This is a genomic window from Streptomyces sp. NPDC050485, assembly GCF_044458185.1.
Classification (GTDB): Bacteria; Actinomycetota; Actinomycetes; order Streptomycetales; family Streptomycetaceae; genus Streptomyces.
Map to the genome: position 1 here is coordinate 75,411 of NZ_JBITHR010000002.1, position 26,998 is coordinate 102,408.

The following is a 26,998-nucleotide window of genomic DNA, read 5'->3' on the forward strand; positions in this document are numbered from 1 at the left end:
CGCATCGGATCGCAGGTGTGGGGGCCCTCGCCCGTCCGCGGACGTGCGAGGGAGTTCAAGGGGTCCGGGCCGCCGTCAGGAGCGGCAGGCCCGGGCGGTCGGGGTGGGCCGCCGCCGACAGGGCGAGCAGCACTCCCGCGGAGCCGGTGGCCAGGTCCATCGACAGGCGCATCAGCATTTCGCCGGGGAAGGCAAGTCCGCCCTCGTACGACAGGGCGTGCAGCCGGAGCAGCCGGGCCTGGCGGGCGAGGTCGTCGGCGACCTCGGCGGTCGGCCGCACCCGGGCCCGCTCGGCGAGGTGCAGGATGAGGCCGGCCCGGCCGTTGAACAGGTTCGGCTGCACATAGAACTGGGAGGTCGCGGATGCGGCTAGCGCGTCGGACGCGCGGGCCAGGTCCTCGTCCGGCCGGTGTCGCAGGTAGTGGTCGAGGACCATGCCGATCCCGGCGCTTCCAGTGGCGAGGTACGGCATGGTGCGCCAGCCCTCGTTGACCTGCATCATGCCGTTGTCCAACGTGACGCAGCGGCGCAGATCCTGACGGAGCGCCAGTTCGGCCAGGTCCAGGAAGGCACTGTCGCCGGTCCGCTCGAAGAGCCGCAGGTGGAAGAGGGCCGGCCCGGACGAGCCGCGCAGCAGTCCCGCGTAGGGGCGGTCGCCGCCACTGACGGTGGGTACGGATGTCACGCCGCCCAGGCGGTCGCCGATGAGCCCGGCCGCGCGCAGGGCGGCCTCCAGGTACTGCGGATCTCCGGTCGCATCGGCGAAGGACAGCAGGTTGAGGCCGATGCCGGACAGTCCGCCGCGCAGGTCGGTGCCCAGCTGCTCCCACTTTTCCTTGAGGCAGATGCCGACCAGCTCCCGGGCGATGTCCTCGTGCCCGAGCCTGAGGAGCGCATGGGCGACGCCGTGCATGCCGTCGTAGAGCCCGAGCCGGTCCTGGGGGCGCGGGACCAGGGCGCGCCGGGTGAGCCAGTCCTCGAACTCCGGCGGATAGTCGCAGCCCGCCTCGTTCAGTGCCAGCAGTACCCCGGACGCCCCGTGCATGAGATTCAGCGCCCCGGTGTGGAACTGCTCGATGTCGCCGGGGAAGAGCCGGTCGTCCCTCTCGGGGGTGGCACTGCGCACGATGGCCCGCGCCAGCAAATCGCGAACGTCCGGCCAGGTATCCGGTTCAAGTCCTATGGCAGGCAAGGGAGTTGACTGCGATGGCCGGACCGGTCCCATGACCTTTTCCACGGCCTCTTCGAGGTACCCCGGCGGCACCGGGAAGACTCGGCGGATCTCGTCCGCGAAGTGCCGCGCCTTGGCGAAGTCGTGCCGGAACAGGGTGGTGAGGGGCATGAACAGGGAGAGCCGCAGACAACCGACGGCGTAGTGGTCGTGCTCGAATCCCACGCGGTCGGCGGGGGCGGCGAAGGCCGGGTTCACCAGAGTGGGTTTGACTCCGTCCTCGGCGTCCGCCGAGACCTCGTAGTCGATCAGCCGGACCTGGTCGTCGGCGGTGATCAGGACGTTGAACGGGTGCAGGTCGCCGAACACGATGCCGCGTTCGTGGATCTGCGCGACAGCCGCTTCGACCTGGCGTGAAATACCGACCGCCCATTGTGTGTACGCGGCCGCGCCCTCGGGACTCGTCTCGCGTTCGTTGAGGGGATAGCGGATCGCGAAGGTCTTGCTGAGGGTCTCGCCCTCGATGAATTCCTGGACCAGGAAGTGGTGGCCGCCCCATTCGAAGTAGTCGATGAGTTCGGGGACCGCCTCGATTCCGCGCAGCCGTTCCAGGATGTCCCGTTCCTGGCGGAGCCTGGTGACGGCGTCGGCCGAATCCAGCGTGAGACCGGCATAGGGGCGCGCTTCTTTGAGGATGACCTTGCGGCCGGTGGCACGTTCCTTGGCCTCGTACAGGCCGCCCGCGTTGGAGAAGTGCACCGCGCGTTCGACGACGTAGCCGATCTCTTCCGTCGTGCCCTTCTTCCGCGCTTCGAGGTGGGGCCCGAGGAATTCCGGCAGTTCGATCCAGGACGGCACGTGGAAGACGGGGTCGCGGCGGTCCGGGACCAGCACGCCCCGGTCGTCCTCGATGGCACCGACCAGGGAGCCGGTGGCGGAGAGGCAGTGCCGCTCGACGAAGCCGCCGTAGCGGACGTACAGCGGGCCCTCGCCCCAGCGCAGATCGCTCAGGATGTACGGCCCCTGCTCGCCGTCGAGCTCCTCGCCCAGCTCCCGCAGGACGGTGTGGCACACCTGGTCGTCCAGCGGATAGATGGTGATGAACTTTCCGCTGGCGCCGCGGTCGGAATACTTCAGGTTCCGGTTCTGCAGGACGTGGCGTCCGCTCAAGTATTTGAAGGAAATGCCGCGCGCCACGCAGTAACGGTGGACGGTTTCGAGGACCGTGTCCGCATTTCCCCGGTGCGCGGATACGTGGATCTTCCAGCCCTGCAAGGGAAGGACCTGCTCTGGCGGACTGCAGACGGTCCAGTCCTCCTTGGCGGTCTTCCGCCAACCGGCGGGCAGTTCCTCGGAGTCAACCCGGAAGGCCTGCTTCTGCATTTCCTCCGTACTGGCTGCCCGGTCGGGCAGGTCATAGAAGTAGCGGTCCGCCAGACAATAGACGTCGTAACGCTTGTCCACCATTCCCCCTGCGGTTGCCCATCCGTTTCCGGTGCGCATCCATTTTCGAATACCGAGGCAATGGTTCACCAGCGCATAATCCATGGTTCTCCCCGTGGATTACCCATGGGCGAGCGCCTTTGGCAAGTGCCGGAAAACAGGAATGCGGCGGTCCGGGCGGACTGGCTCCGCCCGGACCGCCGCACTTCGGCCGGCTACGCGCCGCGCAACGCCGCCGAGGGGCGCTCGCGCAACGCGATGCGCGTCACCGCCACGCCGGTCGCGAGCGCGAGGACACCCGCGCCCGCCACGATCAGGGCCGAGGTGGAGCCCGGCAGATCGGGGGTGCCCGAGCCGGTCAGGGCCCGGCTGAAGGCAGTCAGGACCGCGCCCGCCACGGCGGCGCCGACCAGCAGCGCCGCCAGGACCGTGACCGCCGTCTCCAGCCGCATCATGCGCACCACCTGTCTGCGCGTCGCGCCGACGAGGCGCAGCAGCGCGAACTCCCGGGACCGCTCCATCGTGGTCATGACCAGGGTGTTGACCACCGAGATCGAGGTGAAGACCGTGATCACGCCGAGCAGGAGGTACGTGACCGTCATGGACGCGTCCTGCTGCCGCTGGGCCTCGGCGCGATAGCCGGCCCGGTCCAGCATCCGCCAGGCCGGGTGGGCGCGTTGCAGCGTGTCGAGGCCGTCGGCCACGGCCCGGTCCTGGCCCGGCCGGGACCGCACGTACACCAAGTCCTCGGCGGGCGGGCCGTCCTGACTGTGGGCGGCGGCGAGCTGCCCGCTCAGGACCGCGTCGCCGAAGCCCTGGCTGCGGGTGTAGACGGCGGCCAGACGCACCCGCTCGGTGCGGCCGCTCTCCATTTCGAGGCGTACCTCGTCGCCGACCTTCGCGTGGGCCCGCCCGGCCATGCGCTCGCTGAGCGCGATGTCGTCGCGGCCGAGCCGGTCCAGGGATCCGGCGCTCGTACCCAGGTCGAGCACCTGCCCGAGCGGGCCGGGCGTGACGGCCGTGGCCACCGCACCCGGCCCGGTCGGCGCAGGACCGTCGCCGAGCAGCACCCGCACAAAGGTGCTGGACACCCCGATCGCCGCGGCCACGCCGGGGACTTGGCCGACAGTGGCGGGCGCGGCGGCGGGCAGGCCGCCGGAGGCCCGCACCATGTGGTCGGCCACGATCCGGCGGTCGTCGAGGCGCTGCACCTCGTGCCATTTCATCTGCGGGACGAACAGGGCGACCGCGGCGAAGGCGACCGTGAGGGCGAGCGGCACGACCGCCGCCGCCAGCCTGCGGTGGCCGAGGTTCAGGTTCGCCCGGACGAGGAAGCCGACGCCGGGGAACAGCACGCGGCACAGCAGCCCGAGCGCCGCGCCCGCCAATCGGCCGATCCAGGGGGCGAGCAGGGCCACGGCCACCATCAGGACCATGACCATGCCCGCCGCCGAGTTGGCCGCGTCGGACCCCTGGGAGCCCGCGATCGCGAAGAGGCCCCAGCCGCCGCCCACCAGCACCGCAAGTCCCGTACCCGTGCGCAGCACTCCGACCCGGCGGCTCGGCACGGCCGCTTCGCCGAGCGCCTGAACGGCGCGGACCCGAGCGGCCCGCCGGCCGCTGCTCCACACGGCGGCCTCGGCGGTCACGCAGCACACCGCGACGGCGCAGATCAGGGCGACGGCACCGAAGTCCAGGGCGAAGGCGTCCGGGATCATCGACTGGGCGGCGAGCCTGGCCCGGATGGCCGCGGCGAGCAGCACGCCGAGTCCGCAGCCGGGCACCGCGGAAGCCGCGGTCACCACCAGCGCCTCGATCGCGATCAGGCGGCGGATCTGCCGGGGCGTCGCCGCGATGGCCCGCAACAGGGCGATTTCCCGGGTCCGTTGCTGTACGGCGAGGGAGAAGGCGCCGGCGACCGCGAACGAGGCGACGAAGAGGCAGATGAACCCGAACGGGACCGCGAAGGAGACCACGTCCTGGCCGCCCTGGGCGGACGGCGCCCGTGCGCCGGACTGGAGCAGCACCGCGCAGGCAGCGACCAGCGTCTGGGCGCAGATCATGGCGACGAAGCAACCGGCGAACGCGGTCCTGCGGGTCCGCACGGTCTGCCAGGCGAGCTGGAACAGCACGGTGCTCACGCTCCCAGCCGGGCCATGCGTTCGGCGATCGCCTCGGCCGACGCGGAGCGCAGCGCCTCGGTGATCCGCCCGTCCTCCAGGAGCAGTACGCAGTCCGCGTAGGAGGCGGCCACCGGGTCGTGGGTGACCATCAGGACCGTCTGGCCGGTCCGGTCCACGAGGTCGCGGAGCAGTTGCAGCACCATGCGGCCGGTGGAGGTGTCCAGGGCACCGGTGGGTTCGTCGGCGAAGACGACGTCGGGCCGGGTGACCAGCGCGCGGGCGATGGCGACGCGCTGCTGCTGGCCGCCGGACAGCTCGCTCGGCCGGTGTCCGCGCCGGTCGGTGAGGCCGGTGTACTCGATGAGCTGGTCGAGCCAGACCCCATCGAGCCGCAGCCGCCGGCCGCCCAGGCGCACCGGCAGCGTGATGTTCTGCTCGGCGGTGAGCGCGGGCAGCAGGTTGAAGCCCTGGAAGACGAAGCCGATCCGCTCGCGCCGCAGTTCGGTCAGTGCCGTCTCACTGAGCCCTGCCAGGTCCCGGCCGCCGATCTCGACCGCGCCCCGGTCCGGCGCCTCAAGGCCCGAGGCGCAGTGCAGGAAGGTGCTCTTGCCGGATCCGGAGGGGCCCATGACCGCGGTGAACGTTCCGTACGGGAGCTGCGTGGAGACGTCCCGCAGCGCCGTCACGGCGGTGCGGCCGCGCCCGTGCGTCTTGGTCACCCCGCTCAGCCGCACCGCCCACTTCTCGTCCCCGCCCGCGGTGCGGGGGTGCGCCCCGGATAAGTCCCCGGTACGTCCGGTCTCCGTGCTGCCGTGCTGTTCCACGCCTGCCCTCTCTTGCGCGAGGCTCCTACCGGTGTGCCGCAGGGGGCACGATGTCCCTCAACTGTCGTTGTTCCGAGCATAGTTAGTGGGCGTGGCCACTCTTCTCGCCTCGCGGCCGGATCCGCTCACCGCACGGCCGCGGCCAGGGCGCGGGTGAAGGCAGGCAGGTCGACAGTGCCCCAGCCGCTCGCGGTGTCGAAGCCGGCGCGGGCGGTGAACCCCCGCACCCCGCCGTAGTCGTTGCTGCCCCGGGTGACGTCGGTGATCCCGGCCGCCGCGCCCAGCGGGCCGAGCCGGTACAGCGCGGGGTTGACGTTGCCGAGCCGGCCGCCGTGCAGCTGCGCCGCGAGGGCGAGCACGCCCGCGAACAGCGGCGCCGACTGCGAGGTGCCGCTGGCCCCCTGCATGGTGATGTCCGGAACCGAGCGCCCCGGCGCCACGTCGGGGCAGCCCAGGCGGTGTTGCCACGCCGGGCGGGCGAACCGTACCGAATGGCCCGCCCCGGTCCTCGGCCACAGCGTGTCGGGGGCCGTCCGGTGCCCCTCGGGGTCGACGTGCAGCTGCGCTCCGCCGACGGCGGTGACCCGCGGGTCGGAGGCGGGCCAGGCCACCACCCGGTGGGAGTGGGTGCGGTCGGGCGCGTCGCGCAGCGGTCCGGTGGGGCCGTGGTCCCCCGACGCCGCCACCAGGGTTATCCCGGCCCGTGCGGCCCGGTCGAAACTCTTCCCGTAGCGCGGGATCGACCTCGGGTCGCGGAAGTTCTCCTCGGGCGAGCCGAAGCTCATGGACACGACGTCGGCGAGCCCGTGTTCGGTGATGTGGTCGAGGGCCCGCATCATCTCGGGCATGCCCGTCTCGCCCTGCGTCTCGTCGACCGGAGTCGCGGCGACGACGATGCGGGCCCCGGGCGCCAGCGAGTGGATCATCGCCACGTCGATACGGGTCTCCGACTCCCAGGCCCGGCAGTTCTCCGTGTTCACCCCGGGGTCAGTACAGGACGGCACCTTCCCGACGGGTTCGATACGGCGGATGTCCGCGGGCGGCAGGTCGTAGGTCTTGTCGTACTCGGCCATGAACTTCTCGATGCCCGGATCGCCGAAGGAGACCAGCACGGCGACGGTGGTGCCCCTGCCGGTGACGCCCTGGCGCCACAGCTCCGCGGCCCGGTAGGGCACCGCGATCGACGGCTCCTTGGCGGGGGGCCGCGCGGCCGCGAACCCGGGCTGGACGCAGGGGGCGAGCAGCGCTCCCAGGGCGGCCGGCAGCACGATGGCACGCCGCCGGCCCACGAACCGCCCGGACTTCCGCATCCGCCTCATCCCCGCTCCCGCCTCCTCGGCCCCAACCAGCGCCCGCTCAGGGCCCCTTGCTACCGCAATGATCGAACGGCGAGGGGCCGAGAGCGCGGCCCGGCGCCCGAATCGTGGAATATCCACGAGTCTGTACGCGGCCTTCGGCCGGATCAGTGCCCCAGCCTCTTCAGCGCCTGCTCGGAACTTCGTTGCAACGACCAGCCGTTCGCGCTCGGCCGGGTGCCGCCGCAGCCGGCGGCCGGAACTCCTGCGATACCTCACGCAGTGCTCCGTTTGCGGGATGAGTCCTGCGGCGACGAGAGGGTGGCGTACGCGCGCGCCAGGCTCAGCAGCCGGGCCACCTCCGCCCCGTAGTCCCCGCGCCCGGCGGGGTACGGCTCGACGGCCCCGGCCGCCTCTGCCGGCTCCTCGGCGGGCCGGTCGGCGCTCTTGGCCGTCAGGGCGTGCGTGAGGGCGGTCGCCTGCACCGCGGCGTTCAGTCCCTCCCCGCTCAGCCCGGCCCGGCGGGCATCCCGCTCGGCCCGTTCGCTCACGGCCGGATCCATGTAGGGCCGAAGGGCAAGGAGACCGTCCTGGATCTCGATGATCTCGCGGTACAGCCGGTAGTTGATGTCCCCGGGCCGGATGCGAGCGAGCAGAGTGGAAGGCCGCGGCTCCAGGACGATGTGCGGGTTCGCCCGGTACAGCGCGCGCCACAGGGAGTGCAGCCGCTGGTAGTTGGCGAAGTTGCGCAGCTTCTGGTTCAGGTCGGAGGCCTTCGGCCCCCAGGACGGCATGGTGAGCCCCGCGGCCAGGAACGAGATGCCGATGCTGTTGGCCAGCGGCGTCGTCAGCTCCCAGCGCAGCGGGTCGAGCCCGAGCTGCACGGCGATGACGGCCGAGGCGCGGTGGACGCAGTAGACGAGGTACGCGCTCGCGCCGATCCCCGTGGTGTACAGGCCCCGGCACAGCCACTGGCGTCCGGCCACCCGCCCGTAGCGCCGGCACAGCCGGATGATCTCCACCATGCCGGTGCCGAAGGCGGCGACGTACACGAGGAGGTAGACCGTGACGGCCGGGCGGTGTGCGTTCTGCAGCAGGTAGTGCGGGGAGCGGGGGCCCGTCCCCGAGTCGGCCACCACCCACATCGTGAGCATCGCCGCGGCACACAGCGCACTGCTCGCCAACAGCCTCACCGCTCGGCGACGGGCCTGCTGCGGCGGATGGACCCAGTACGCGATGGCGATGAGGATGGCGGCGCTCGATGCCACGCCGCCCAGGAGATGGATGCCGAGCGCACCCAGGTCGGGAACGCCGGTGCGGGCGTCCACGGCCGCCGATACGCGTGGGGTGGACAGGGCGAAGGAGGCGGCCTTGCAGGAGAACGCGACGAGCAGCGCGATCAGCGCCGGATCGCGCGGGTGCCTGCGCACGTCGCGCAGCTTGTAGAGCAGGGCGAGCACGCAGATCGCGGCGCACACCGGAAAGACCACGCTCTTGACGCCGGGCACAGCTCCTCCAGGTCCTGGTGGCGGATGAGGGGTCCGCAGCGGGGCGTCGGGCTCAGTGCGGTGGTTTCAGGGACTGGTCGATGCGGGCGACGGCTGCCGCGTCGCCGGAGGGCACCGGCCAGCGGGGCTCCTTCGGCGGGCGGGTGACGCGTTCGAGGATCAGCGAGGCGACGATCTCCGCGGCCTGCTCCTCCTGGGTCGGATAGCTGGTCCGCCCGAGCACGTCGAGGACGCGCCGGGGATCGAGGCTGGGCAGGAGCAGCCCGATGCTGTCCGGGTCGAGCCCCGGGGAGCGGGAGTGGCAGCACAGCATGTGTGCCAGTTCGTGGGCGACGATGTGGTCCCGGTGCAGCGGACCGGTCCGCGCCTCGACGACGATGAGGTCGAGGGCCTCCGTCGCCAGCCAGAGCCCGCAGGGGCGGCCCGCGCCGAGGGCCAGGGAGACCATCTTGATCGGACGTCCGCGCTCGACGCTGAGCCGGTCGATGAGCGTGGCGATGTCGCTGCCGTCGGGCAGGTCCAGGCGTGCCAGTAGTTCTTCGGAAGTCCGCCGGAGAAGCTGGAATTCCTTGCGTACGGATCGGCTGCGCGCGGCCCGGAATAAATTGGGGAGCTTCACGACGGCCGGCTGGAATTGCTCTCCGGACACCCCCGGAGCAATTCTCTGCTGAGAGGCTGCTCCGGAGCTTGCAGTTTCTGCGGCATGCACCCTCCACAAACGCCTCGGAGCCAATGCGGAAATTGGCTGGGCTTCCGCGGTCAGGAGCCCTCGGCGATGCTAACCGCCGCGGCCCGCCGACTGCCCGACGCGCTGGCCGAAAGGCAACTGCCTTCGGCCTTCAGCCGGTTACTCGTCGGCGGGCTCGGGGTCGGTCCCGCCGGGCAGCCCTTCGAGCTCGCGGGCGCGCTCGATGATCTCCTTGATGGTCCGAAGACTCCTGGGTGACAGGCCGGCTGCGCGCAGCGCCACGTGCTGCACCCCGGCGGACCGCAGGGCGACCATCAGCTCCAGCTCGCCGTCGACGGCCTTCGTCACCTCGTCGTCGAAGAAGTAGGCCGGGGGCACGCCGAAGAAGCGGGCGAGCGCTTCCAGGTGTTTGAGGGTGGGGTTGTCGCGCTGCCCCTTGCGCAGCAGCCAGATGTAGCTGCCGGAAATGGACACGTCGGCCGAGGTGATCGCGCGGGCGACCTCTTCGGTGCCGTAAGGACCGCGGCCGGCCGGCAGGACTGTCTCAAACAGGTGGTTCAGCTTGGCGGCGAGCGTACGCCCGCCCGCGTCCTCGGAATCGGTCAAGGCGCACCTCCGTTCCGCGTCAATCTAGCGCTCCACCCGCGTAGTAGTCGATGGCGCGGCCTATCCATATCAGTTGACAGGGCGCGGGCGGGCGACCTAGCGTCCCGAGGGTGAGCCATCAACTCATGTTGCTGGAAAGGTCAGTTGCTCAAACCACTGGTCGACGACCCGTCGGCACGGCAGGTATGCGAACTTCTCTGGCTAGGGGGCGAAAAACTGTGAGCATCACAGAAGGAGAAACCAGACTCGGCCGCGACGCGGAAACCATCGGGGTATTCGTCCTGGCGCGGGGCGCGCTCCCCCGCAGCGGAATTGTCGCGATGATTTCGTCCCGGCCGGGAATGCGGGTCCTCGGCGAGGCGGAGAATGCGGCGGCCATAGCTCCGGGCCGTACCGAATGCCCGGACGTGCTGGTGCTCCTGCTGCCTGCCGGCGACCGGGCGGGTATGGAATCCCTGCGTGAAATCCGTCGGCTCTTCTACGACTGTCCCGTCCTGCTCGTCGTCGGCGGCCTCGCGGCAGGCGGAGCGCAGCGGGCGCTGGCGGCCGACGCGGCCGGGGTGATCTCCGACGCGTCCTCGGCGGACGTACTGATCGATTCCATCAGACGGCTGCAGGCCGGGGAGCGGGTCGTCGGGCCGGACGTCGCCGTCCTCGGCAGCGCGCACTGCCCGAATCCGCTGACCCCTCGCGAGAACGAGATCCTGGGGCTCGCGGCCGAGGGGGAGAGCCCCGAGGAGACCGCGCGGCATCTCCATCTCTCCGCCGGCACCGTACGCAACCATCTGCTGTCCGCCGTCCAGAAGGCCGGCGCCAGGAACCGCCTGGACGCCGTGCGCATCGCGCGCCGCAAGGGCTGGCTCTGAGTGCCACAGCGCGGACGGGGGTGGCATTCCGTACCACCGTTGAGATGCGGATACTGGCCGCCATGGCTTCGTCGTCGCAAGAAGAGATCGGCAACGCGGATCGGGTACGCGACGGCCCTGCAGGCTGGTGCGGTGCATCGCAAGGCGCCGGAGCGGCCTGAATAGGGGTCCCTCTGGCCCTTAAGGCCTTGAGGGCGGAGCTATCGGGTCGTTTCGGCAACGCGGCGAGGTGCCGTGCCAGCCGCCGCGACCCCGGCCATGATCCACCGGACGTCCCCTAGTTCCCAGCCGTCCTCTAGTTCCCAGCCGCCCTCGGGCGGCAGTTCGTCTTCAGCCGGGCGCCCGGCGGTACGTGCTGCGGCGACCGCCGCGATGTCGACGGCGGGCGCCTCCCGGGCCGTACGGGTGCCGAGCCGCCACAGCCGACGGCACGCTGCCGTCATCAGAGCGTCCGGCACTGCCGGCTCTCCTCCAGTGGCGCGTCACGGCCACCACCCGCGCACTGGTGACCCCACCCTCGACCGCGGACAGGTCACCGAGCACCCACGGCGGCTTCCGGCAGGCCAGCACCTGCTGCCGCCGCCGCTCTTCAGGTCGATGACGGCGTTCACCAGCCCGTTCGTCAGCGCCAAGACTTCATCCAGCCCCACCGCCCACGAAATCAGCACCTCCCCTTCGAGAAGTCGCGCTTCCGTCCCTGGGAAACCAGCCCGTCAGCGGCGGAGTCAGACCGCGACGAGACGCACCCGGTCTCCGCACAGCTTCGCCATGTCGTCGATGTCGCAGGTGAGCATCACGACCGGCCGCTGCTGCCGCAGCGCCATCTCGGCGACGACCGCGTCGATGGCGCATGTGTGGCCGTGCAGGCCGGTGTTCAGCAGTAGCGCGGAGGCAGCTTTGGCTTCCTCATCCCCGATGTGGACGATACGCACCCCGGACAGCACCCACGCGAGTCTCGCCTTGTCCGTCCGGCGGTGGGTGGCTTCGATGATGGTGAGCGCGCTGATCACCACTTCCATGCCACGCTTGCGTGCCTCGGCAACCAGCGCGACCGCCGACTCGTGATCGTTGACGAACTTCGACAGTCCCTCACAGTCGAGAACGAGGGTGCCTTCGTGGCTCAACTTGCGGCGGGCCACTCGCCCTCCTCGGCGAACACCTCGTCGAAGACCTGACGCGCCCGCACCTGTTCCCGCTCCGAGATGGGCCCCTGACGGCGCTCGTAGTCGGCCAGATACTCATCCAGGATCTGGCCTCGCAGCTCGCGCTCGACCGCCGCCGCGATGAACGCGGAGAACTCGCGCTTGCCCACCCGCTGCCGGATGGCCTCGGCCGTTCCTTCCGGAAGCGAGAGGCTGACCCTGGTCGCCGGCCCCTCACCGATGCTGTACGGCGTCTCACTCATGCATCAAGATTATCAAAGAAGTAGGAATCTGGCGCGGCGATCGTGGGATCACCTCGCAGGCCCGCCTGATCTCGATCGCGCGGTCTCAGTTCTGGTCTCATTCCCCTACGTCCGGGACTGCTCGCCGCAGCGATACGGAGGTCACCGGGGTCGGCAGTGCTCCTGCGCCACCGAGACGAAGGCCAGCTTCGCCCGTTTCAGTTCGTCCGGCCGCTCATGGCGTCGCAGGCAGTCGACGAGATGCTGTGCCGCCGCGGCGGCATCCGGCGGGCCTTCCAGGAGCACGCCGCCCAGGGCGCGTTGCAGCAGGACGTCGTCGTCGGCCTGCCCCCGCCCGTTCCGCTCGGTGAGGATCCTGGCCTCCGCGGCTCCGAGGAACTCCGCGTAGCTCTGGCGGCGGAGGGCGAGCTCGCGGTGCCCGGACTCGGCGCGGAGCGTCATGCGAACAGATTCGAGCAGGGCGTCCGCCTGGCGGTCGCCGGCGTGCCGTGCCGCGGTGGCCTGCCGGATGCCGGCGCTGCGGGTGTACCAGCCGGTGACGACGCTGCCCGCGACCGCCGCCCCCGCGGCGATCAGCGCGATTCCCCAGTCACTCATGCCGCCATCTTCGCGATCGGCCAAGGCATCCCACACCCCCTTGCCGAATGTGCGGCGTGGATCACTCTCAGCGACCTGCGAACAGCGTCCGATAGGATCGGATCATGTCGCCCGACGACGCGGATGAACCTGCCCTGACCTGCGGAAACAGCTGTCTCCGCCCGCCGGTTGCCGGTAAACTGGAAACTTCGCGCGACGGGCGACGGGCGACGGGCGACGGGCGACGGGCGACGGGCGACGGGCGAACGGTTCTGTTCGCGGCTCGATCGGCGGTAGCCCTGTATCGCCTGCTCGACGTTCTCCCCATATTCTCCGGTGACGACCGGATCACCCGCCTGTTCACCCTCATCCCCGGTTCGGACTTCGGAGCCGACGCCCTCTCCACGATCGACGCCCTCGGAGGCCGCACGGTCCCATGGAGCGAAGCCGGCGGTCACACGTACGACCTGGTCATCGCCGCGAGCCCGAAAGGCGACCTGAGTCTGCTGCGCGGTCCGCAGGTCCTCCTGCCGCACGGCGCGGGCTTCAACAAGTCGATCCCCGGCGACGGTTCGGCCGACTCGGCGTCCGGACTGGACCCGGCGTATCTGCGCCGGAACCACCGCCACGCCCCGATAGCGCTGCACGCCCTGGCCCATCCCGAGCAGATCGCCAGGCTGGCCGCCACGAACCCGCAGGCCGCCCGGCGCGCGAAGGTGATCGGCGACCCCACTCTGGAGCGCGTCCTCGCCTCGTCGTCCCTGCGCGAGGGCTACCGAGCCGCGTTGGGCACCGGGGCCCGCGAGCTGCTGGTCCTGGTCTCCACGTGGGGGCCCGAGTCCCTCATCCGGCAACACCCCGGCCTGCCTGCTCGACTTGCCGCCCAACTCCCGTACGACGAATACCAGTTGGCGCTCGTGATCCATCCCAATGAACGCAGCCTGCTCGGGACGTACGAGTTGGCCGAACGCCTGGCGCCGGCCCTCGATGCGGGGATGATCCTCCCGGATCCGCACGAGGAGTGGGCCTCCGTACTGATCGCCGCCGATGCCCTGGTCACCGACCACGGATCAGCGGCGCTGTACTACTGTGCCGCCCAGGACCGCCCCGTCGTGAGCGTCCACCGAGCCGGTGGCGAGCTGATCCCCGGCAGCCCCATGGACGTACTCCTGCGGCGAGTACCGCGGTTGGGCCGCGCCGAGGACATCGTCGACGCCCTGCGGGCGTATCGGCCGGGTCCCGGGCAGACCGCCGCTCGGATGGCGTTCGCGCGCCACGGTGAAGCCGCGGGCCTCTTGCGCACCGAGGTCTACGCCCTGCTCGGTCTCGCGCCTCCCGTCCACCGTGTCGCACCCCGGCTGCTGCCCTCGCCCGCGCCCGCCGCGCGTGTCCCCGCGGCGTTCGACGTCCGGGTGGAGGCCACGGCGGCCGGTGTCCGGATCACCCGGCACCCGGCCGGCACCGGGCCGCCCGGCCATCATCTGGCGGTGGAACACGGCGCCGCCGATGAGCGACTCGTCCGTTCCGCAGGCCTGTTGTACCGTCGCCCGCTCCCGGCCTCCGCGGCCCCCGTGGACCTGGCCTGGACCGCCGACGGGTGGACTCGGCACGCCCTGTCCGCCTACCCGGGCTGCCGTGCGGCCGCTGTGCTGCCGGCGTCCGGTCGATGCCTGCTCAGAGTCCGCGGTCATGAGCAGACGTACGCCGTCCAGGTCGAGCCGCGGCCCGAGGAAGGCCGGATCGTACGGATCGACCCGGCCGTCGCGCTGTCGGCCGCGCACGCCCGGCTGGTCTCCGCTGCGCCCCTCTCGGCCGGCCCGACCCGAATGACCTGCCTCATCGGTGACCGGGCCTTCCACATCACCCTCCGTCCGGCCACGGAAGCCGAAGAGGCGCAAGTGATCTAGACCCGGATCTCGTGCGAAATCCGGGTCTAGACCAGGCCGTTGCGCCGTCGGAGGGCCTGCGCCGCCGTACGGTGCTCCTCGGCATCCGCCACGTTCCCCTCGGCCGTGTCCAGGTCGGCGAGGGCGTCGTGGACGCGTGCCCGGTCGAAGCCCGAGCGCCGCCGGCCGGCCCGCCCTAGCGCCTGCTGGTACAGCTCACGGGCCTCGCTCGTACGCCCGAGCCTGTGGAGGACGCCCGCGAGGGCGAACGCCGAACGCCCGATCAGCCTCTCGCGATGCTGGGCCACGAACCCGGTGTGCGCCTCACTCAGCAGACGATGCGCCGTCTCAAGGTCTCCCACCTTCGCGTTCGCCTCGCCCATCCGATAGGTCAGGAGCAGGACGCCGTAGGGGTTGGGGATCGCCCGGTGCATGTCGCGGGAGACGGTGAAGTCCGCCAGCGCCGCACTCCACTCACCGCGTGCGCCCTTGAGCATGCCGCAGTGCTCGACGACCGAGGCGGCGAGCTTGCGGTCCCGGTCGGAGTCCTCCAACAGACCACGGGCGGACATCGCGCGGTCGAGCTGGACCCCGGCCTCGCCCATCTCTCCGGCCTCCCACAGCGACCTGGCCAGCTGGCAGCGCGTGCGCACCAGCAACCCCGCGTACCCCCCGTGCCGGACCGCCGAGTCGACGGTGCGCCGGAAGAGCTCGATCACCTCGGACTGGTGGGGGTGGTCCAGCGCATGCGTCCACACCGGCTCGGACAGGGCCACGACCTCGGTGTCCATCCCACGGCCGTGGGCCAGGCGCGAGCAGCCGAACAGCACATGGCGTTCCTCGTCCAGCCAGCGCGCCGCTCGTTCGGCGCGTTCGGCCCGTGCTTCGTCGTCCGCGACCGCCGCTGGATCCTCCAGTGGAACGTCCGGCGCGCCGGGAACGGGGTCGAAGAGATCCACGACGGTCAGCCGGCGGCCGGCGGCGAACCGGTCGGCCAGCTGAGCCTGCCGTACGAACCAGCGCAGCAGCCGCACCTGTGCCTCGGCCACCTCCCCCTCGGCCGCCTCGCGGCGGGACCGGCGCAAGGCGTGCCCGCGCTGCGATCCCGGCAGCCTCAGCTGGCCGGCCTCCGTCAGCGACAGCCGACGCAGGTCCAGTAATCCGGCCCGGTACAGCTCCTCCAGGGCGTCCTCGCAGGCGTCCGGGCCGAGTCCCGACAGCGCGGTGGCGGAGTGGAGCGTGAACGTCTCACCAGGATGATGCGGAAGCAGCCGGTAGAGCAGGGCCGCCGGGCGGGACAGATCGGCGTAGACCATGTCCGAGAAGTGCTCGACGCCGGACACGCCCTTCTCGTCCAACTCGGCCTGGAGATCGGCGAGGATACGGGAGAGCGGGCGCAGCCGGTGCGCGCGCACCCACCGGCCCGCCACGTGCAGCGCCGCGGGGAGGCCGTCGCACAACCGGACCACCGCCCGCGCCGCCTCCGGGTCGGCGGCCAGCCGGTGATCGCGGGCGATCAGCTCAAGCAGCTCCGCCGCCGCCTGCTCTTCCAGCGGCGGCAGCGCCAGATCCACCGCGGCTCCGGCTTCGAGGTCGTGGAGCGGACCGTGGCTCGTGACGATCACCACGCTGTCGCCCGACGCCGGAAGCAGCGGGAGGACCTCCGAGGCGTAGCGCGCGTTGTCCAGCAGCAGGATCAGCTTCGCCTCGGAGGTCTTGGTCCAGTACTGCTTGCACCGAGCCGCGTATGAGGCCTGGACCTGGTCCGGCTCCGCATCGAGGGAAGTCAGCAGCTGGGAGAGCACATCACCGGGGTCCAGAACGCCGTCCACCCGGAAGTCGTCGAGGTCGACGGACAGCACACCATCGGGAAAGGATTGGCGGTCGAGCAGCGCGCGGGCAATCAGGACGGCCAGCTCCGTCTTTCCTAAACCTCCGGGCCCGCTGAACGACAGGACCAGCGGACGGGAGCGGCCCCGCCATTCCGTCACGGCGCGCAAAGCGCGTTCCCGCTCCTCGTCACGGTTGACGAAGTACACCGGCCCCGGCGGAAGTTCGACCCTCACAACAGCCCCTCAACCATCTGCGGCGCCCTGCACGCACCACCTGACGATCATGCACTCTAGAGAGTTTCACCGCCCGGCGTCCGGTGTAAGCCGAAGACCCCGGGCCCGGGGTGTCGCCCTCGCTGGTCAGCCCGTGAGCCCTTGGACGCGGAACTGCATGACGCGATACGGCCATCCGGCAGCGGTGTTCCACTGGCTGACCGACAGGCGGAGGTCGTTGAGAGTCGAGCCCGGGATGATGTAGCCGCCGTACAGCTGGGCCACATGCGTATCGTCCTCGTGCCCCCAGGCTCCTCCTCGGATCAGCGTCCTGCGGTACGCGGTGGAGAGGTCCGCCATGGGGGTGTCCATGACGGCTGCGTCGATCCGGTAGTCACCCGCGTTGAACCACGTCAGAGCCCATCGGCCCGCGAGCGGGCGCAGGCACATTTCGCCGAACTTCCCCTCCAGGACCGGCGTGGGAGGGTTGCCCCAGCCCCAGATGCCGTCGCGTCGGCCCCACGGCTGGTAGGCGGACGGGTCCGTGATGTCGCCGGCGGGGACCCGGTGGAGGATGACCGGCTTGTCGCGCTGGAAGCCGGTCGAGTACACGTACACGTAGCCGTCGCTACCGAGCCCCCAGGTCAGCAGCTGGAACAGTCCGCTGTGCAGGCCTCCCGGGAACCGGGCGGCGGTACGGTGCCAGCTCGCGCCCGAGTCGTGCGAGCGCCAGATCTCGCTCCCCGCCACGTTCCCGAAGCCCCGATGCATCGCGACATGGAGGAACATGTCGGCGCCGATGGTGATCACGTCGGTGGGCAGCACGGTGAACATGCCCGCTCTGTCGTCGTCGTACGGGCGCAGCTGTTGGGCATACCTCCCGCCCACCGCGCCGGTCCAGACGACCTCCCCGCCGTCCGGCATGGACGCGTACAGCGCGACGGGCGAGCGCCACCAGCCGCCGCCCACCCGCGGCTCCTCGAAGGTGTCGCCGAACACGAACAGCAGCCGCCCGTCCGGAGTCCGGACGGGGATGCCGAGATCGGCCGCCTCCATCCGGAACCGGGTCGTGATCCCCGGACCGGTCAGATCACCGACCTTGGCCACCACGAGGGCGTCCGTCCCGCTGCGGCGGCCGCCGGATCCGACCCCGCCCGCGGCCCGCGCGCCAGGCGACGTGCCCACCAACGAACCTCCCGCCATCAGAGCTCCGGCTGCCGTCCGGAGCAGCGCCGACCTGCTCAGCACCGCGCACCGTGCAGACCGACCAGCACACCGCCGACTTCACCGACCCGCACGAACACTCCCCGCTCGGAAACAGACAGCGAAATACCGGAACGGCAGCTTCATATCGCAGGTCCACGCGTCCGGAGCGGCAACACCACAGTCACTCCAGACACTCGCCCCCTTCGGGTCCTCCGCCGCCGGGCGTACGCGTCCTGGCGGTGCTGGTCGACAAGGTGCAGCGTGCTGCGCCCGACCGCATGCGGGCCCGTCGGGCGGGGCAGTTCCGGGACGCCGAACGCGGGCGAGGCCGCGGAAGAAGCGGAAGAAGTGGCGGCGGTGGGGCTGGGTGCCACGGCTGCCACCCCGGCGATCGGCACCGGCAGGACGAGCGCGGGCACCGCGGCTGCGGCGGTGCGACGGATTCTGGTCATGCCCAGGACGCCAGGTCCGGAGCACCCCACCTGACGTCCCCTCAGATGCGGACCGGATCGTCAGCCCGAGGGCGGACGGAACATCAACTCCCGGGGGGACAGCGCCCGTTCGCCGGCATGGTGCAATATTCGGGCCGGGGCGCAGCCTCCGGGGTGGGTTTCAGAGGAGGCAGCTTGTCCGGGCAGGAGACGTCCCAGGTGCTGGTGGCTCTCGCCACGCGCCTCGCCGAGGCCGACGAGGGGCAGCGTGGTGCGCTGTGGCGGCTGGCGCAGGAGGACCGGCAGCTCGACGCCAACCTGGTGCGGCTGCCCGCGGGCGGCTCCGTCCCCGGGCACGTCGAGGCCGAACTGGACGTGCTGCTTGTCGTCGTCGACGGCACCGGGCAACTCGACAACGGTGTGAGCCTCCAGGCGCTGGAGCCCGGCGTCGTGGCGTGGCTGCCGAAGTCGGCGCGGCGCGGGCTGCTCGCGGGTCCGCGCGGACTGGCCTACCTGACCGTCCACCGGCGCCGCCCCGGCCTGACCATCGGCGGCCGAACCGCCACCACCGAGGAAGGCGGCGAGGCGCCGTGCGCCATGGAACGGGTCTGCCCGGCGTGCGGCCGGATGCGGGCGGAAGCGGGAGCGCGCTTCTGCGCGTGGTGCGGGGAAGAGGTGGGTGCCGCTCCGGCCTGAGCGGCCGCCCAGCCCCAGGGCCCCATGGGCCCGCCGCCACCCAGCACCTGAGCTCCGCAACCCGCAGCCGCCCAGCACCCCTGAGCTCCGCAAACCGCAGCCCCACCCAGCACCCCGGGCCTCGGCTCCCGAATCCCCGAGCCCATGAGCCCGTGAGCCCCCTGCCCCCAGGCCCCCCCCGGACGACCCCCGCCCGCTGAGCGCGCTCGCCCGCCCCGCGATCACCGCCCACCCCGACGAGACGCTGCGCGTCATCGCCAACCGGATGGCCGCCCACGACGTCACCCGCGTCGTGGTCGTCCCGCGCGACGAACCGGGCCGCGTCGAGGGCATCCTCGGCCTGCGCCACCTGCTGGAGGCGCGCCGCGTCGACCTGCACGAGGAGCAGCACGCCGAACGCGTCCTCACCCCGTTCCGGCGCACTCCCCGCGGGCCGCGGCCGGCGGGCGAACTACTGCCTGACGACGGCCGGCTCGTTCCCTGACGTACCGTCAACTACCGTGCGGCTGCCCAGGGGAGACCGGAGCGTCAAGCTCACGTCGCCCACCTTGACGTAGGCCGGGCAGACTTCGCCGGATTTCTGGTGCCTGATCAGCGAGAGGGTCAGCTTGACGGTGGAGTCGCCCTCGGCTCCCGCGAGTTGGCCCTCCTCGCATCCCCCCACCGTGATCCGCGCGCTGAGAGTCCGCCCGTCCGCGCCGAGGACGATGGGTCCCGTGATGGGCCGAGCGGACGCGGAGGCCCCCGCATGCCCGCAGGCGGCGACCGCGAGACCGCCGCCGAGCAGGACGAACGCGGTGGCCAGTGCCTGGCCGGGGCGTCGATTCATGCGGGTGGGACGCGGGGTGGGCGGCCCTGGTTCCCGTCCGCGCTCCCGTACTCGGCCCCCGTCTCCAGCGGCCCGACACCCGCCCCGACACCCGACCTGGTACCTCGCCTGATACCCGGCCCGACACCCGGCCTGATACCTGGCTGACACAAATCCGCGCGCTGCCGGACGCACCGTCCTGATCTGCCGGACGCGGTCTTCTCCCAGGCTTCGGGACGTACCCGGTTCCCGGGTGCGCCGGGCGGGCTGGGAGAGGTGGTTGGCGGTGGGTGCTGGTCGGATGCGTGCTGCTGGGGCGGGCCGGGGAGGGCGGGTCCGGGGGCGGGCGAGCATCGAGGTCGAGGGCGTCGCCGGGGTGCTGTCCGGCTGCCCCGGCAGCAAGGAGAGCGTGCCGTCATGACGACACTCGCCCATCGCCCGCGCCCCGAAGCGCCGGGCTCAACTACGCGGACGCACAAGGTCGGTTGGCGGCGGGGGCGGCTGATCGCCGTCGGCGCCGTGCTGTGCGCGCTGGCCATGGCGGCGCACTCCGCGGTGCCGAACGTCTTCGGCAACCCCGGCAGCCTCCTTGAGACGTTCCTGCCCTGGCTGGGACTGAGCGTGCCCGTGCTGCTCGCCCTCGCGGCGGTGCGGCGGTCCGCGACCGCCGGTGTCGCCGTGCTGCTTCCGGCCGTCGTGTGGTGCGCTCTGTTCGGCGGCACGCTCATGGACAAGCGGTCCGGCGGCGGGGACCTCACCGTGGTGAGCCACAACGTCAACGACGCGAACCCCGACCCGGCCGGCACCGCGCGCCAACTGGCCGCCGCCAAACCCCAGTTGCTCGCCCTCGAAGAACTGACCCCGCACACGGCGCCCGCGTACGAGCGCGCCCTGGACGCCGCCTATCCGTACCACTCGGTGCAGGGCACGGTCGGGCTGTGGAGCACGTACCCGCTGCACGACGTGCGGCCGGTCGCGATCATGCCGTGGACCCGCGCCCTGCGGGCCACCGCCGACACCCCGAAGGGGCCGGTCGCCGTGTACGTCGCCCACCTCGCCTCGGTCCGGGTGCTGCCCGCCGTCGGCTTCACCACGGCGCGGCGCGACGAGGCGGCGGGCAGGCTCGCGGATGCCGTACGGGCTGAACCGCTGCCCCGGGTCGTGGTGGTGGGCGACTTCAACGGCAGCACCGGGGACCGGGCGCTCGGGCCGGTGACCTCTCAGCTGCGGTCGGCCCAGGACGAGGCGGGCGACGGCTTCGGCTTCAGCTGGCCGGCCGCCTTCCCGGTCGCCCGGATCGACCAGATCCTGCTGAAGGGCATCGCCCCGGCCTCGTCGTGGACCCTGCCGCGCACCGGGAGCGACCATCTGCCGGTCGCGGCGGCGCTGCGTCTGTGAGGCGCGGGCAGTGGTTACCTCTTCGTACGGCGGGATGCGCGTGAGCAGTTCCGTACCCAATCAGGTGATGACGGGATGAGACGGCATGCGACAGCGCGACAGTGAAGCGGCGGGCCGGCACCACGGCGGCCCCGGCCCAGTCCCCCCGGTCCACGTACTGCTGGTCGAGGACGACGAGACGATCCGCCGGTCCGTCGGGATGGCGTTGGACCGTTACGGCTACCAGGTGTCGGCGGCGCCCGACGGTCTGACCGGCCTGGAGATGTTCCGGGACGGCGGGCACGATCTGCTGCTGCTCGACATCATGCTGCCGCACCTCGACGGCATCGGGCTGTGCCGCAGGATCCGTGAGACCAGCCAGGCACCCATCCTGATGATGTCCGCCCGCGGCGACGCGCTGGACGTGGTGGCCGGCCTGGAGGCGGGCGCCGACGACTACGTCGTCAAACCCGTCGACACCAACGTCCTGGTGGCCCGGATCCGTACGCTGCTGAGGCGGGCCACCTTCACCGCGGCCGACCCGCCACCGGCCGATGCCGACAGCGTGCTCACCTTCCGCGACCTCAGCATCGACACCCGCGGCCTGGAGGTCCGCCTCGACGACCGGCCGCTCGCGCTCGCCCCGACCGAACTACGGCTGCTCCTGGAGTTCGCGGCCGCCCCGGGCATCGCCCTGCAACGGCGGACGCTGCTGCGCGAGGTGTGGGACTACGGCTGGGACGGCGACATCCGGGTGGTCGATCTGGCGGTGCAGCGGCTGCGCAAGAAGATCGGCGCCGACCACATCGAGACCGTCCGCGGTTTCGGCTACCGGTTCCGGCGCTGAGATGCGACGCGGACACGCCGACCTGCGACGCAGACGCGGATACGGATACGGATACGGATACGGATACGGAGCCGACGCGGACGCGGACGCGCACCAGGGCGGTGCGCTGCGGCGGCTCGCCAACCCGCTGTCCCTGCGCTGGAAGATCGCCGCGGGGGTCGCGGCGGCGGCCTGCGCGATGGCGCTGGGCATCGGGATCCTGGTCCACCGGACCACCGAGGACCGCTCGATGAGCATCCTCCGCGGGCAGGCGCTGACCGAACTGGTCTCGGCCGAGGCCGAGTTCCGGGGTGAGAAACCGCCTCCGCCGGGCCCTCGCGGCTACCTCGTCGACGACGAGCTGCCGGATCCGCTGCTGTCCCGGCTCGCCTCCGGCCATCCGCCCGTGAACTGGTACGACACCCGGAAGCCGACCCAGGGCTGGATGTGGGCGGCGAGCCGCGTCGACGGCCGGGCGCTGGCGGTCAGGGTGAGCACGACGACCGAGACGCTCAGCCTCCAGGCCCTGGACCGGCACATGAGGTACGCGGCGATCGCCACGCTGGCCGTCGTCGTCCCGCTCGCCCTGCTCGCCGCCGAGTTGGTGCTCCGGCGGCTGCGCCGCGTCGCCGCGACCGCCCGCCGCATCAAGGGCGGCGACCTGGAGGCAAGGACCGGCGGGCGCGGCCACGACGAGATCAGCGACATCTCCTCCGCCGTCGACCTCATGGCGGACGCCCTGCGGGACCGGCTGCGCAGCGAACAGCGCTTCACCGCCGACGTGGCCCACGAACTGCGCACCCCGCTCGCCGGTCTCGTCACCTCCGCCTCCCTCCTCCCCGAGAGCGAGCCCACCGACCTGGTCCGCGACCGCGTCCAGGTGCTGCGCGCCCTCGTGGACGACCTCCTGGAGATCTCCCGCCTGGACTCGGGCGCCGAGGAGGCCGATGCCCAACTGGTGCCGCTGGGCGACCTGGTGACGGAATCCGTACGGCGTGCGGGCCTGGAGTCGGACATCTCGGTGACCGGCCACCCGGTCGCCGAGACCGACCCGCGCCGCCTGGACCGCATCGTCACCAACCTCGTCCTCAACGCCCACCGGCACGGTGCGGCGCCGGTGGAGGTGACGGTCGAGGGCACGACGATCACGGTCCGCGACCACGGCCCCGGCTTCCCCGCCGACCTCCTGGCCCACGGCCCCCAGCGCTTCCGCACCGCCGCCCCCGAACGCGGCCACGGCCACGGCCTGGGCCTCACCATCGCCCAGGCCCAAGCGGAGCTGCTGGACGCCGAGTTGACCCTGTCGAACGCTCCGGGGGCGGGGGGAGCGATCGCCGCGCTGCGGCTGCCGCGCCGGTCCTGAGGCCCGGTCCGCCGATCGCGGGAAGGCGGGCCGCCGCCATCACAACGGCGGTTCCTCCGGCTGCCAGGGAATGCGGATGGTTTCGGTGGGGCGCAACCGGCGGTGGCCGGAGGGGGCTTGGGGCGGGTCCGTGGGGTGGTTGCGGAGGGTCTGCTGACGGAGGGGGGCGCTCAGGAGGACGCTCGTGCGGTACAGGTACTGGACCTTGATGCGCAGGGCCCACGGGTCCAGCGGCTTGAGCAGGAAGTCGGCGATACCCAGACGCAGGGCCTCGGCGGCCAGTTTGTTGTTCTGGTCCATCCCGGTCACCAGGATGACGGGGATCAGCTGGGTCTGGGCCAGGCGGCGCAGGTAGCGGACCACGTCGAGGCCGCTCACGCCCGGCATCACCACATCGAGGACCGCGACGGCTATGCCCCCGTGGAGGGCGGCCTTGAGCGCCGCGTCCCCGTTGGTCGCGAGCTCCAGCGGGTAGCCGAGCGGCGCGAGGATGCTCTCCATGGCGAACAGGTTGTCCTCGTGGTCGTCGACCAGTAGCACCTTCATGTCCGCGGACATGGCCCCATCACCTTCATTCGGGAGCGCCGGTTGGGCATATGCCCGCTCACGGCGGCTCGTACGCAGTCGGAGAGCACAACTGTCGTGTGCACGTGGGGAATGCACAGGGTGCGGGCATGTGTCCGGAACGTCCGCACATGCCCGTCGGCCGGTTTCGCGTGGAGGGAATTCTCGCACCGGGCGGTGCGGAACAGCAGGGTGTCGACGGCCCCGGTTGTCCGCCCCCTTGGCACCGCCCGGCGCCGACACGCAAGTGCCACGGGCTCATTCGCGGTACTTGATCACACCTACGGGTGATTCGATGAATACACATATGGGGCCCCGTTCCGGGGTGTGCAGGACTGGCCGAAAGGGCCCATCCGGGACGGTTCCGCAGGTCGCGCGCGTGCCCCGCAAAATGGTCTGAACCACCGCCCACCGTGCGGAACTTGATCGTCGGGAACCTCCAGAATGACCGGATGATGATCTCGTCATCCCCTTTCGTACGGTACGCGGCCAGGCGCGGCGAGCGATGAGCGGACCCGCCCCCCAGCGCCGCAACCGCCCGGCCGCCCTCGTCGCCGCGGCGCTCGGCGCCGCGCTCATGCTCGGCGCCGGCTGGCTGTTCCTGGTCACCGTGCCCCGCGCGCTCGACGAGGAGCGGGAGTTCGCGTCGGCGGCCGGCTGCCCGGTCGTGCGGGTCTCGGCGGAGTGCCGGCACTCCGTCGCGGCGACGGTGACCTCCGTGGTGGCCGATCACAAACACCGCTCGACCTACTACTGGCTGGGCTTCGACCCCGTACCGAACGGGCCGCAGGCCCCCGCGCCGCTCCGGGTCAAGATGGACGGCAGCACCCCGGTGTTCGCGGCCGTCCAGCCCGGCGCCATGGCCCAACTCACGTACTGGCACGGGGAGATCAGATACGTCGAGTACCGGGACCTGCGCCAGTACACCTCGGCGGATCCGCGCGGCGGCTACCGGCTGCCGTTCGCCGCGGCGCTCGTCCTGCTCTTCGTGGGCGGCGCGGCGCTGCGCGGCGCCCACTGGTGGGCCCAGCGCGCCACCGAGCCGCCCGCGGCCGAGCCCTGGCGCCTCACCGTGCCGCTGGCCTCCGCGCTGCTGCTCGCCTGCTGCGCCTTCGGTACGCCATGGGTGGCCGGCGGGGTGCCGACGGCCCTGCTGCTCACGGCCGCCGGGGCGGTGCCGGTGCTGGCCGGGGCGGCCTGGCTCACGCGCCGGCACCGCCGCCGCACCACGGACACCATCAGGGTGACCCCGCTGCTACCCGCCGGACGGGAGTGCTTTCCGGGCCGGGTACTCGGTGAAGTCCCGTACAGCCACGAGGGGTTCGGATACCTGGTGGCCGCCCCGGGCCTGCTCGCCTCCACCCCCGACCCGACCGGCCACCTCGCCCGCCATCCCGTCCCCCGCACCCTGACCCCCGTCCGCGTCCGCCCGCCCTACTGGACCGACCCGGGCCCCCGCCCCGCCCCCGGCTCCCAGGTGGTGGAGTGCCGGGATGGGGCGACGCCGGTGTACGTGGTGACCGAACAGCGGTACACGGCCTGGGTGTTGGGCGCGCTGACGCGGTCCCCCGGTGGCGGAGGTGTACGGCAGGGGGAGCGGAGTGGCGAGGAGGGGGTGGCCCGGTGGGGCGGACGGCGGGCCGAAGCCCGGTGAGGCGGGGCCACATGTGGCCGTGCGCAGGGTCCCGGCCCCACCACGCGCTACCGCCACATGTGACCCCGCCCTACTCCTGCGGAACCTCCGCCGGGCAGCTCGTCCCCTCCTTCGGTACCGTCCCCGCCGCGAAGAACGCGTCCACCTTCGCCCGGATGCACCGGGAGGCCGCGTACGCCCCGTGGCCCTCGCCCTCGTAGGTGAGGAGTACGCCCGAGCCGAGCCGCTTGGCGGTGTCCTGGGCCCACTGGTACGGCGTCGCCGGGTCGCCCCTGCCGCCCACGACCAGGATCTTGGGCGCACCGGGGTGGTCTATCCGGCGGATGTAGTCCGTGCCCGCGGGCCACCCCGTGCAGGCGACGGCCTGCCCGGCCGCGTCCGGGCCGAAGTACGGGGATTCCGCCGCCAGTTGCCCGCGTACGTCGTTGAATTCCTTCGCGGGGTCGGCCGGCCGTTCCGGATCGTCCGCGCAATTGATCGCGAGCAGCGCCTCGCCCGCGTTGTCGGCGAACGTGTTCTGCATCGCGTCGTTGATCGAGACGAGGACCGAGGGGTCGCGGTCCTGGAGCAGGGCCGCGATGCCGGAGGACAGGACCGGCCAGGAGGCCTGGCTGTACAGGGCGGACCGCACGGCGTTCTGGAGGTCGGCGCCGGTGAAGTCCTGGTTTCCGGCGGACGTCACCACCCGCCCGTCGGCGAGCTCGGCGACCGCCTTGTCGAAGGACGCCTTGACCTCCTGCGGGCTGCTGCCGAGCTCGCAGTTCTGCTGGGCGCAGCCCGCGAAGAAGGCGTCGAGCGCCCGCTGGAACCCCCTGGTCTGGGTCAGCGCGTCCTGCTTGGCGGAGCCCCGCAAGGTGTCGACGGCGTCGAGGACCATCCGCCCGGTCTTCTTCGGGAACTGGCTCGCGTAGACCGCGCCGAGCCGCGTCCCGTACGAGATGCCGAGGTAGTTGAGCTTGTCGTCGCCGAGCGCCTGGCGCAGTACGTCCATGTCCCGGGCGGCGTTGATGGTGCCGACGTGGTCGAGCAGCGGACCGGTCTTGTCGCGGCAGGCCCGGGCGATGCGCTTCGCCTCGTCCACAGCGGCGGCGGCCGTGCCCGGCGCGTTCGGGCTCTCGCCTTCCAGCCGGCTCAGTTCACCCTCGCCGCCGCAGTGCACGGGGGAGCTGCGCGCGACCCCGCGCGGGTCGAAGCTGACCAGGTCGTAGTGCTTGCCGAGGCCGGCCGCCTCGGCCCGGAACCCGGCCAGGCCGTCGACTCCGGAGGCGCCGGGCCCGCCGAAGTTGAAGACGACGGAGCCCTTGCGGTCGCTGCCGCGCGCCGACGTCTTGAAGCGGGACACCGCGAGCGAGATGGCGCCGCTGCCGGGATCCGCGTAGTCGATCGGCACGCTGAGGGTGCCGCACTCCATTTCCCGTACGGAATCCAGGAGTTCGCCGGTCTGGCTCTCCTTGGGCTTGCAGGCCTCCCAGCCGATCTTCTGCTGGTAGAACCGCCCCAGATCGGGACCCGGCCCGGCGGCCTCGGTGACGGCCGCGGGGCCGATCAGCGCCAGAGCCGCCCCGGCTCCGGCCGCGATCACGCGTCGAGCGAGCATCGACTCACCCTTCCAGGAAGCCAAGCCCCCCGACCAGGCT

25 protein-coding genes are annotated in these 26,998 nt (G+C 71.8%); 9 read left to right on the forward strand and 16 right to left on the reverse strand.

What is annotated here, in order from left to right; all coding sequences use genetic code 11:
- Window positions 1-55: 55 nt before the first annotated feature.
- From lanKC to ACIBK6_RS04080, 7 genes are all read right to left on the reverse strand, one after another.
- Window positions 56-2,638, reverse strand: a complete 2,583-nt coding sequence (gene lanKC / locus ACIBK6_RS04050) for a class III lanthionine synthetase LanKC (RefSeq protein ID WP_399048573.1) — start codon at window positions 2,636-2,638, stop codon at window positions 56-58.
- Window positions 2,639-2,829: 191 nt separating this feature from the next.
- Window positions 2,830-4,755 carry an FtsX-like permease family protein gene (locus ACIBK6_RS04055; RefSeq protein WP_399048574.1) on the reverse strand — a complete coding sequence of 642 codons (1,926 nt, stop codon included), beginning with the start codon at window positions 4,753-4,755 and terminating at the stop codon, window positions 2,830-2,832.
- Complete coding sequence (locus tag ACIBK6_RS04060; protein ID WP_399048575.1) at window positions 4,752-5,456, reverse strand: ABC transporter ATP-binding protein; 705 nt, start codon at window positions 5,454-5,456, stop codon at window positions 4,752-4,754. The genes ACIBK6_RS04055 and ACIBK6_RS04060 overlap by 4 nt, the downstream gene beginning before the upstream one ends.
- Window positions 5,457-5,686: 230 nt before the next feature.
- Complete coding sequence (locus ACIBK6_RS04065; RefSeq protein WP_399048577.1) at window positions 5,687-6,880, reverse strand: S8 family serine peptidase; 1,194 nt, start codon at window positions 6,878-6,880, stop codon at window positions 5,687-5,689.
- A 251-nt stretch (window positions 6,881-7,131) separates the two neighbouring features.
- Complete coding sequence (locus ACIBK6_RS04070) at window positions 7,132-8,364, reverse strand: MAB_1171c family putative transporter (protein ID WP_399048578.1); 1,233 nt, start codon at window positions 8,362-8,364, stop codon at window positions 7,132-7,134.
- Between the two features lie 52 nt (window positions 8,365-8,416).
- The gene (locus ACIBK6_RS04075; protein ID WP_399048580.1) at window positions 8,417-9,013 is read right to left on the reverse strand and encodes a toxin; all 597 of its coding nucleotides are present in this window, start codon (window positions 9,011-9,013) and stop codon (window positions 8,417-8,419) included.
- A 198-nt stretch (window positions 9,014-9,211) separates the two neighbouring features.
- Window positions 9,212-9,658: a helix-turn-helix domain-containing protein gene (locus ACIBK6_RS04080; RefSeq protein ID WP_399048582.1), complete on the reverse strand. Its 447-nt coding sequence runs from the start codon at window positions 9,656-9,658 to the stop codon at window positions 9,212-9,214.
- A 218-nt stretch (window positions 9,659-9,876) separates the two neighbouring features.
- Between ACIBK6_RS04080 and ACIBK6_RS04085 the strand changes: the two genes are divergently transcribed.
- The gene (locus tag ACIBK6_RS04085) at window positions 9,877-10,524 is read left to right on the forward strand and encodes a DNA-binding response regulator (protein WP_399048585.1); all 648 of its coding nucleotides are present in this window, start codon (window positions 9,877-9,879) and stop codon (window positions 10,522-10,524) included.
- A 200-nt stretch (window positions 10,525-10,724) separates the two neighbouring features.
- Here ACIBK6_RS04085 and ACIBK6_RS04090 read toward each other — a convergent pair whose 3' ends face one another.
- The 4 genes from ACIBK6_RS04090 to ACIBK6_RS04105 all read right to left on the reverse strand — a co-directional run bounded on the left by ACIBK6_RS04090 (window position 10,725) and on the right by ACIBK6_RS04105 (window position 12,526).
- Entirely contained in the window at window positions 10,725-10,982 is a 258-nt protein-coding gene (locus ACIBK6_RS04090; RefSeq protein ID WP_399048586.1) for a hypothetical protein, read from the reverse strand.
- A 267-nt stretch (window positions 10,983-11,249) separates the two neighbouring features.
- Entirely contained in the window at window positions 11,250-11,663 is a 414-nt protein-coding gene (locus ACIBK6_RS04095) for a DNA-binding protein (protein WP_399048588.1), read from the reverse strand.
- Complete coding sequence (locus ACIBK6_RS04100) at window positions 11,645-11,929, reverse strand: hypothetical protein (protein ID WP_399048590.1); 285 nt, start codon at window positions 11,927-11,929, stop codon at window positions 11,645-11,647. Before ACIBK6_RS04100 ends, ACIBK6_RS04095 begins: the two co-directional genes overlap by 19 nt.
- 141 nt (window positions 11,930-12,070) lie before the next feature.
- Window positions 12,071-12,526, reverse strand: coding sequence for a hypothetical protein (locus tag ACIBK6_RS04105; protein ID WP_399048591.1), 456 nt, complete (start codon window positions 12,524-12,526; stop codon window positions 12,071-12,073).
- 104 nt (window positions 12,527-12,630) lie between these two features.
- Here ACIBK6_RS04105 and ACIBK6_RS04110 point away from each other — a divergent pair, with 104 nt between their 5' ends.
- Window positions 12,631-14,412, forward strand: a complete 1,782-nt coding sequence (locus tag ACIBK6_RS04110) for a translation initiation factor 2 (RefSeq protein ID WP_399048593.1) — start codon at window positions 12,631-12,633, stop codon at window positions 14,410-14,412.
- A 26-nt stretch (window positions 14,413-14,438) separates the two neighbouring features.
- On the opposite strand, the gene ACIBK6_RS04115 is transcribed toward ACIBK6_RS04110, so the two are convergent.
- Window positions 14,439-16,457, reverse strand: a complete 2,019-nt coding sequence (locus ACIBK6_RS04115) for an NB-ARC domain-containing protein (RefSeq protein WP_399048595.1) — start codon at window positions 16,455-16,457, stop codon at window positions 14,439-14,441.
- A gap of 126 nt (window positions 16,458-16,583) precedes the next feature.
- Entirely contained in the window at window positions 16,584-17,621 is a 1,038-nt protein-coding gene (locus tag ACIBK6_RS04120; protein WP_399048597.1) for a DUF4185 domain-containing protein, read from the reverse strand.
- 282 nt (window positions 17,622-17,903) lie between these two features.
- On the opposite strand from ACIBK6_RS04120, the gene ACIBK6_RS04125 reads away from it, so the two are divergent.
- From ACIBK6_RS04125 to ACIBK6_RS04135, 3 genes are all read left to right on the forward strand, one after another.
- Window positions 17,904-18,128: a hypothetical protein gene (locus ACIBK6_RS04125; RefSeq protein WP_399048599.1), complete on the forward strand. Its 225-nt coding sequence runs from the start codon at window positions 17,904-17,906 to the stop codon at window positions 18,126-18,128.
- 140 nt (window positions 18,129-18,268) lie between these two features.
- Window positions 18,269-18,769 carry a hypothetical protein gene (locus ACIBK6_RS04130; RefSeq protein WP_399048601.1) on the forward strand — a complete coding sequence of 167 codons (501 nt, stop codon included), beginning with the start codon at window positions 18,269-18,271 and terminating at the stop codon, window positions 18,767-18,769.
- A 220-nt stretch (window positions 18,770-18,989) separates the two neighbouring features.
- Window positions 18,990-19,253: a CBS domain-containing protein gene (locus ACIBK6_RS04135; RefSeq protein WP_399049297.1), complete on the forward strand. Its 264-nt coding sequence runs from the start codon at window positions 18,990-18,992 to the stop codon at window positions 19,251-19,253.
- On the opposite strand, the gene ACIBK6_RS04140 is transcribed toward ACIBK6_RS04135, so the two are convergent.
- The gene (locus ACIBK6_RS04140; RefSeq protein WP_399048603.1) at window positions 19,221-19,598 is read right to left on the reverse strand and encodes a hypothetical protein; all 378 of its coding nucleotides are present in this window, start codon (window positions 19,596-19,598) and stop codon (window positions 19,221-19,223) included. The genes ACIBK6_RS04135 and ACIBK6_RS04140 overlap by 33 nt on opposite strands.
- Window positions 19,599-19,994: 396 nt before the next feature.
- On the opposite strand from ACIBK6_RS04140, the gene ACIBK6_RS04145 reads away from it, so the two are divergent.
- From ACIBK6_RS04145 to ACIBK6_RS04155, 3 genes are all read left to right on the forward strand, one after another.
- Complete coding sequence (locus ACIBK6_RS04145) at window positions 19,995-20,975, forward strand: endonuclease/exonuclease/phosphatase family protein (protein WP_399048605.1); 981 nt, start codon at window positions 19,995-19,997, stop codon at window positions 20,973-20,975.
- 85 nt (window positions 20,976-21,060) lie between these two features.
- Window positions 21,061-21,801, forward strand: coding sequence for a two-component system response regulator CseB (cseB, locus tag ACIBK6_RS04150; RefSeq protein ID WP_399048607.1), 741 nt, complete (start codon window positions 21,061-21,063; stop codon window positions 21,799-21,801).
- Window position 21,802: 1 nt separating this feature from the next.
- The gene (locus tag ACIBK6_RS04155) at window positions 21,803-23,143 is read left to right on the forward strand and encodes a sensor histidine kinase (RefSeq protein WP_399048609.1); all 1,341 of its coding nucleotides are present in this window, start codon (window positions 21,803-21,805) and stop codon (window positions 23,141-23,143) included.
- 39 nt (window positions 23,144-23,182) lie between these two features.
- On the opposite strand, the gene ACIBK6_RS04160 is transcribed toward ACIBK6_RS04155, so the two are convergent.
- Window positions 23,183-23,701 carry a two-component system response regulator gene (locus ACIBK6_RS04160; protein ID WP_399048611.1) on the reverse strand — a complete coding sequence of 173 codons (519 nt, stop codon included), beginning with the start codon at window positions 23,699-23,701 and terminating at the stop codon, window positions 23,183-23,185.
- A gap of 511 nt (window positions 23,702-24,212) precedes the next feature.
- Here ACIBK6_RS04160 and ACIBK6_RS04165 point away from each other — a divergent pair.
- Complete coding sequence (locus ACIBK6_RS04165) at window positions 24,213-25,361, forward strand: hypothetical protein (protein WP_399048612.1); 1,149 nt, start codon at window positions 24,213-24,215, stop codon at window positions 25,359-25,361.
- Window positions 25,362-25,431: 70 nt separating this feature from the next.
- Here ACIBK6_RS04165 and ACIBK6_RS04170 read toward each other — a convergent pair whose 3' ends face one another.
- Window positions 25,432-26,958 (reverse strand): alpha/beta hydrolase, encoded by a 1,527-nt coding sequence (locus ACIBK6_RS04170; RefSeq protein ID WP_399048614.1) that lies wholly within the window; start codon window positions 26,956-26,958, stop codon window positions 25,432-25,434.
- Between the last annotated feature and the right edge of the window lie 40 nt (window positions 26,959-26,998).

Coding starts and splice junctions, on each gene's coding strand:
- lanKC (WP_399048573.1), bottom strand. CDS start 2,638: ATGGTGGACAAGCGTTACGACGTCTATTGTCTGGCGGACCGCTACTTC.
- ACIBK6_RS04065 (WP_399048577.1), bottom strand. CDS start 6,880: ATGAGGCGGATGCGGAAGTCCGGGCGGTTCGTGGGCCGGCGGCGTGCC.
- ACIBK6_RS04100 (WP_399048590.1), bottom strand. CDS start 11,929: ATGAGTGAGACGCCGTACAGCATCGGTGAGGGGCCGGCGACCAGGGTC.
- ACIBK6_RS04105 (WP_399048591.1), bottom strand. CDS start 12,526: ATGAGTGACTGGGGAATCGCGCTGATCGCCGCGGGGGCGGCGGTCGCG.
- ACIBK6_RS04110 (WP_399048593.1), top strand. CDS start 12,631: ATGTCGCCCGACGACGCGGATGAACCTGCCCTGACCTGCGGAAACAGC.
- ACIBK6_RS04140 (WP_399048603.1), bottom strand. CDS start 19,598: ATGAATCGACGCCCCGGCCAGGCACTGGCCACCGCGTTCGTCCTGCTC.
- ACIBK6_RS04145 (WP_399048605.1), top strand. CDS start 19,995: ATGACGACACTCGCCCATCGCCCGCGCCCCGAAGCGCCGGGCTCAACT.
- cseB (WP_399048607.1), top strand. CDS start 21,061: ATGCGACAGCGCGACAGTGAAGCGGCGGGCCGGCACCACGGCGGCCCC.
- ACIBK6_RS04155 (WP_399048609.1), top strand. CDS start 21,803: ATGCGACGCGGACACGCCGACCTGCGACGCAGACGCGGATACGGATAC.
- ACIBK6_RS04160 (WP_399048611.1), bottom strand. CDS start 23,701: ATGTCCGCGGACATGAAGGTGCTACTGGTCGACGACCACGAGGACAAC.
- ACIBK6_RS04165 (WP_399048612.1), top strand. CDS start 24,213: ATGAGCGGACCCGCCCCCCAGCGCCGCAACCGCCCGGCCGCCCTCGTC.
- ACIBK6_RS04170 (WP_399048614.1), bottom strand. CDS start 26,958: ATGCTCGCTCGACGCGTGATCGCGGCCGGAGCCGGGGCGGCTCTGGCG.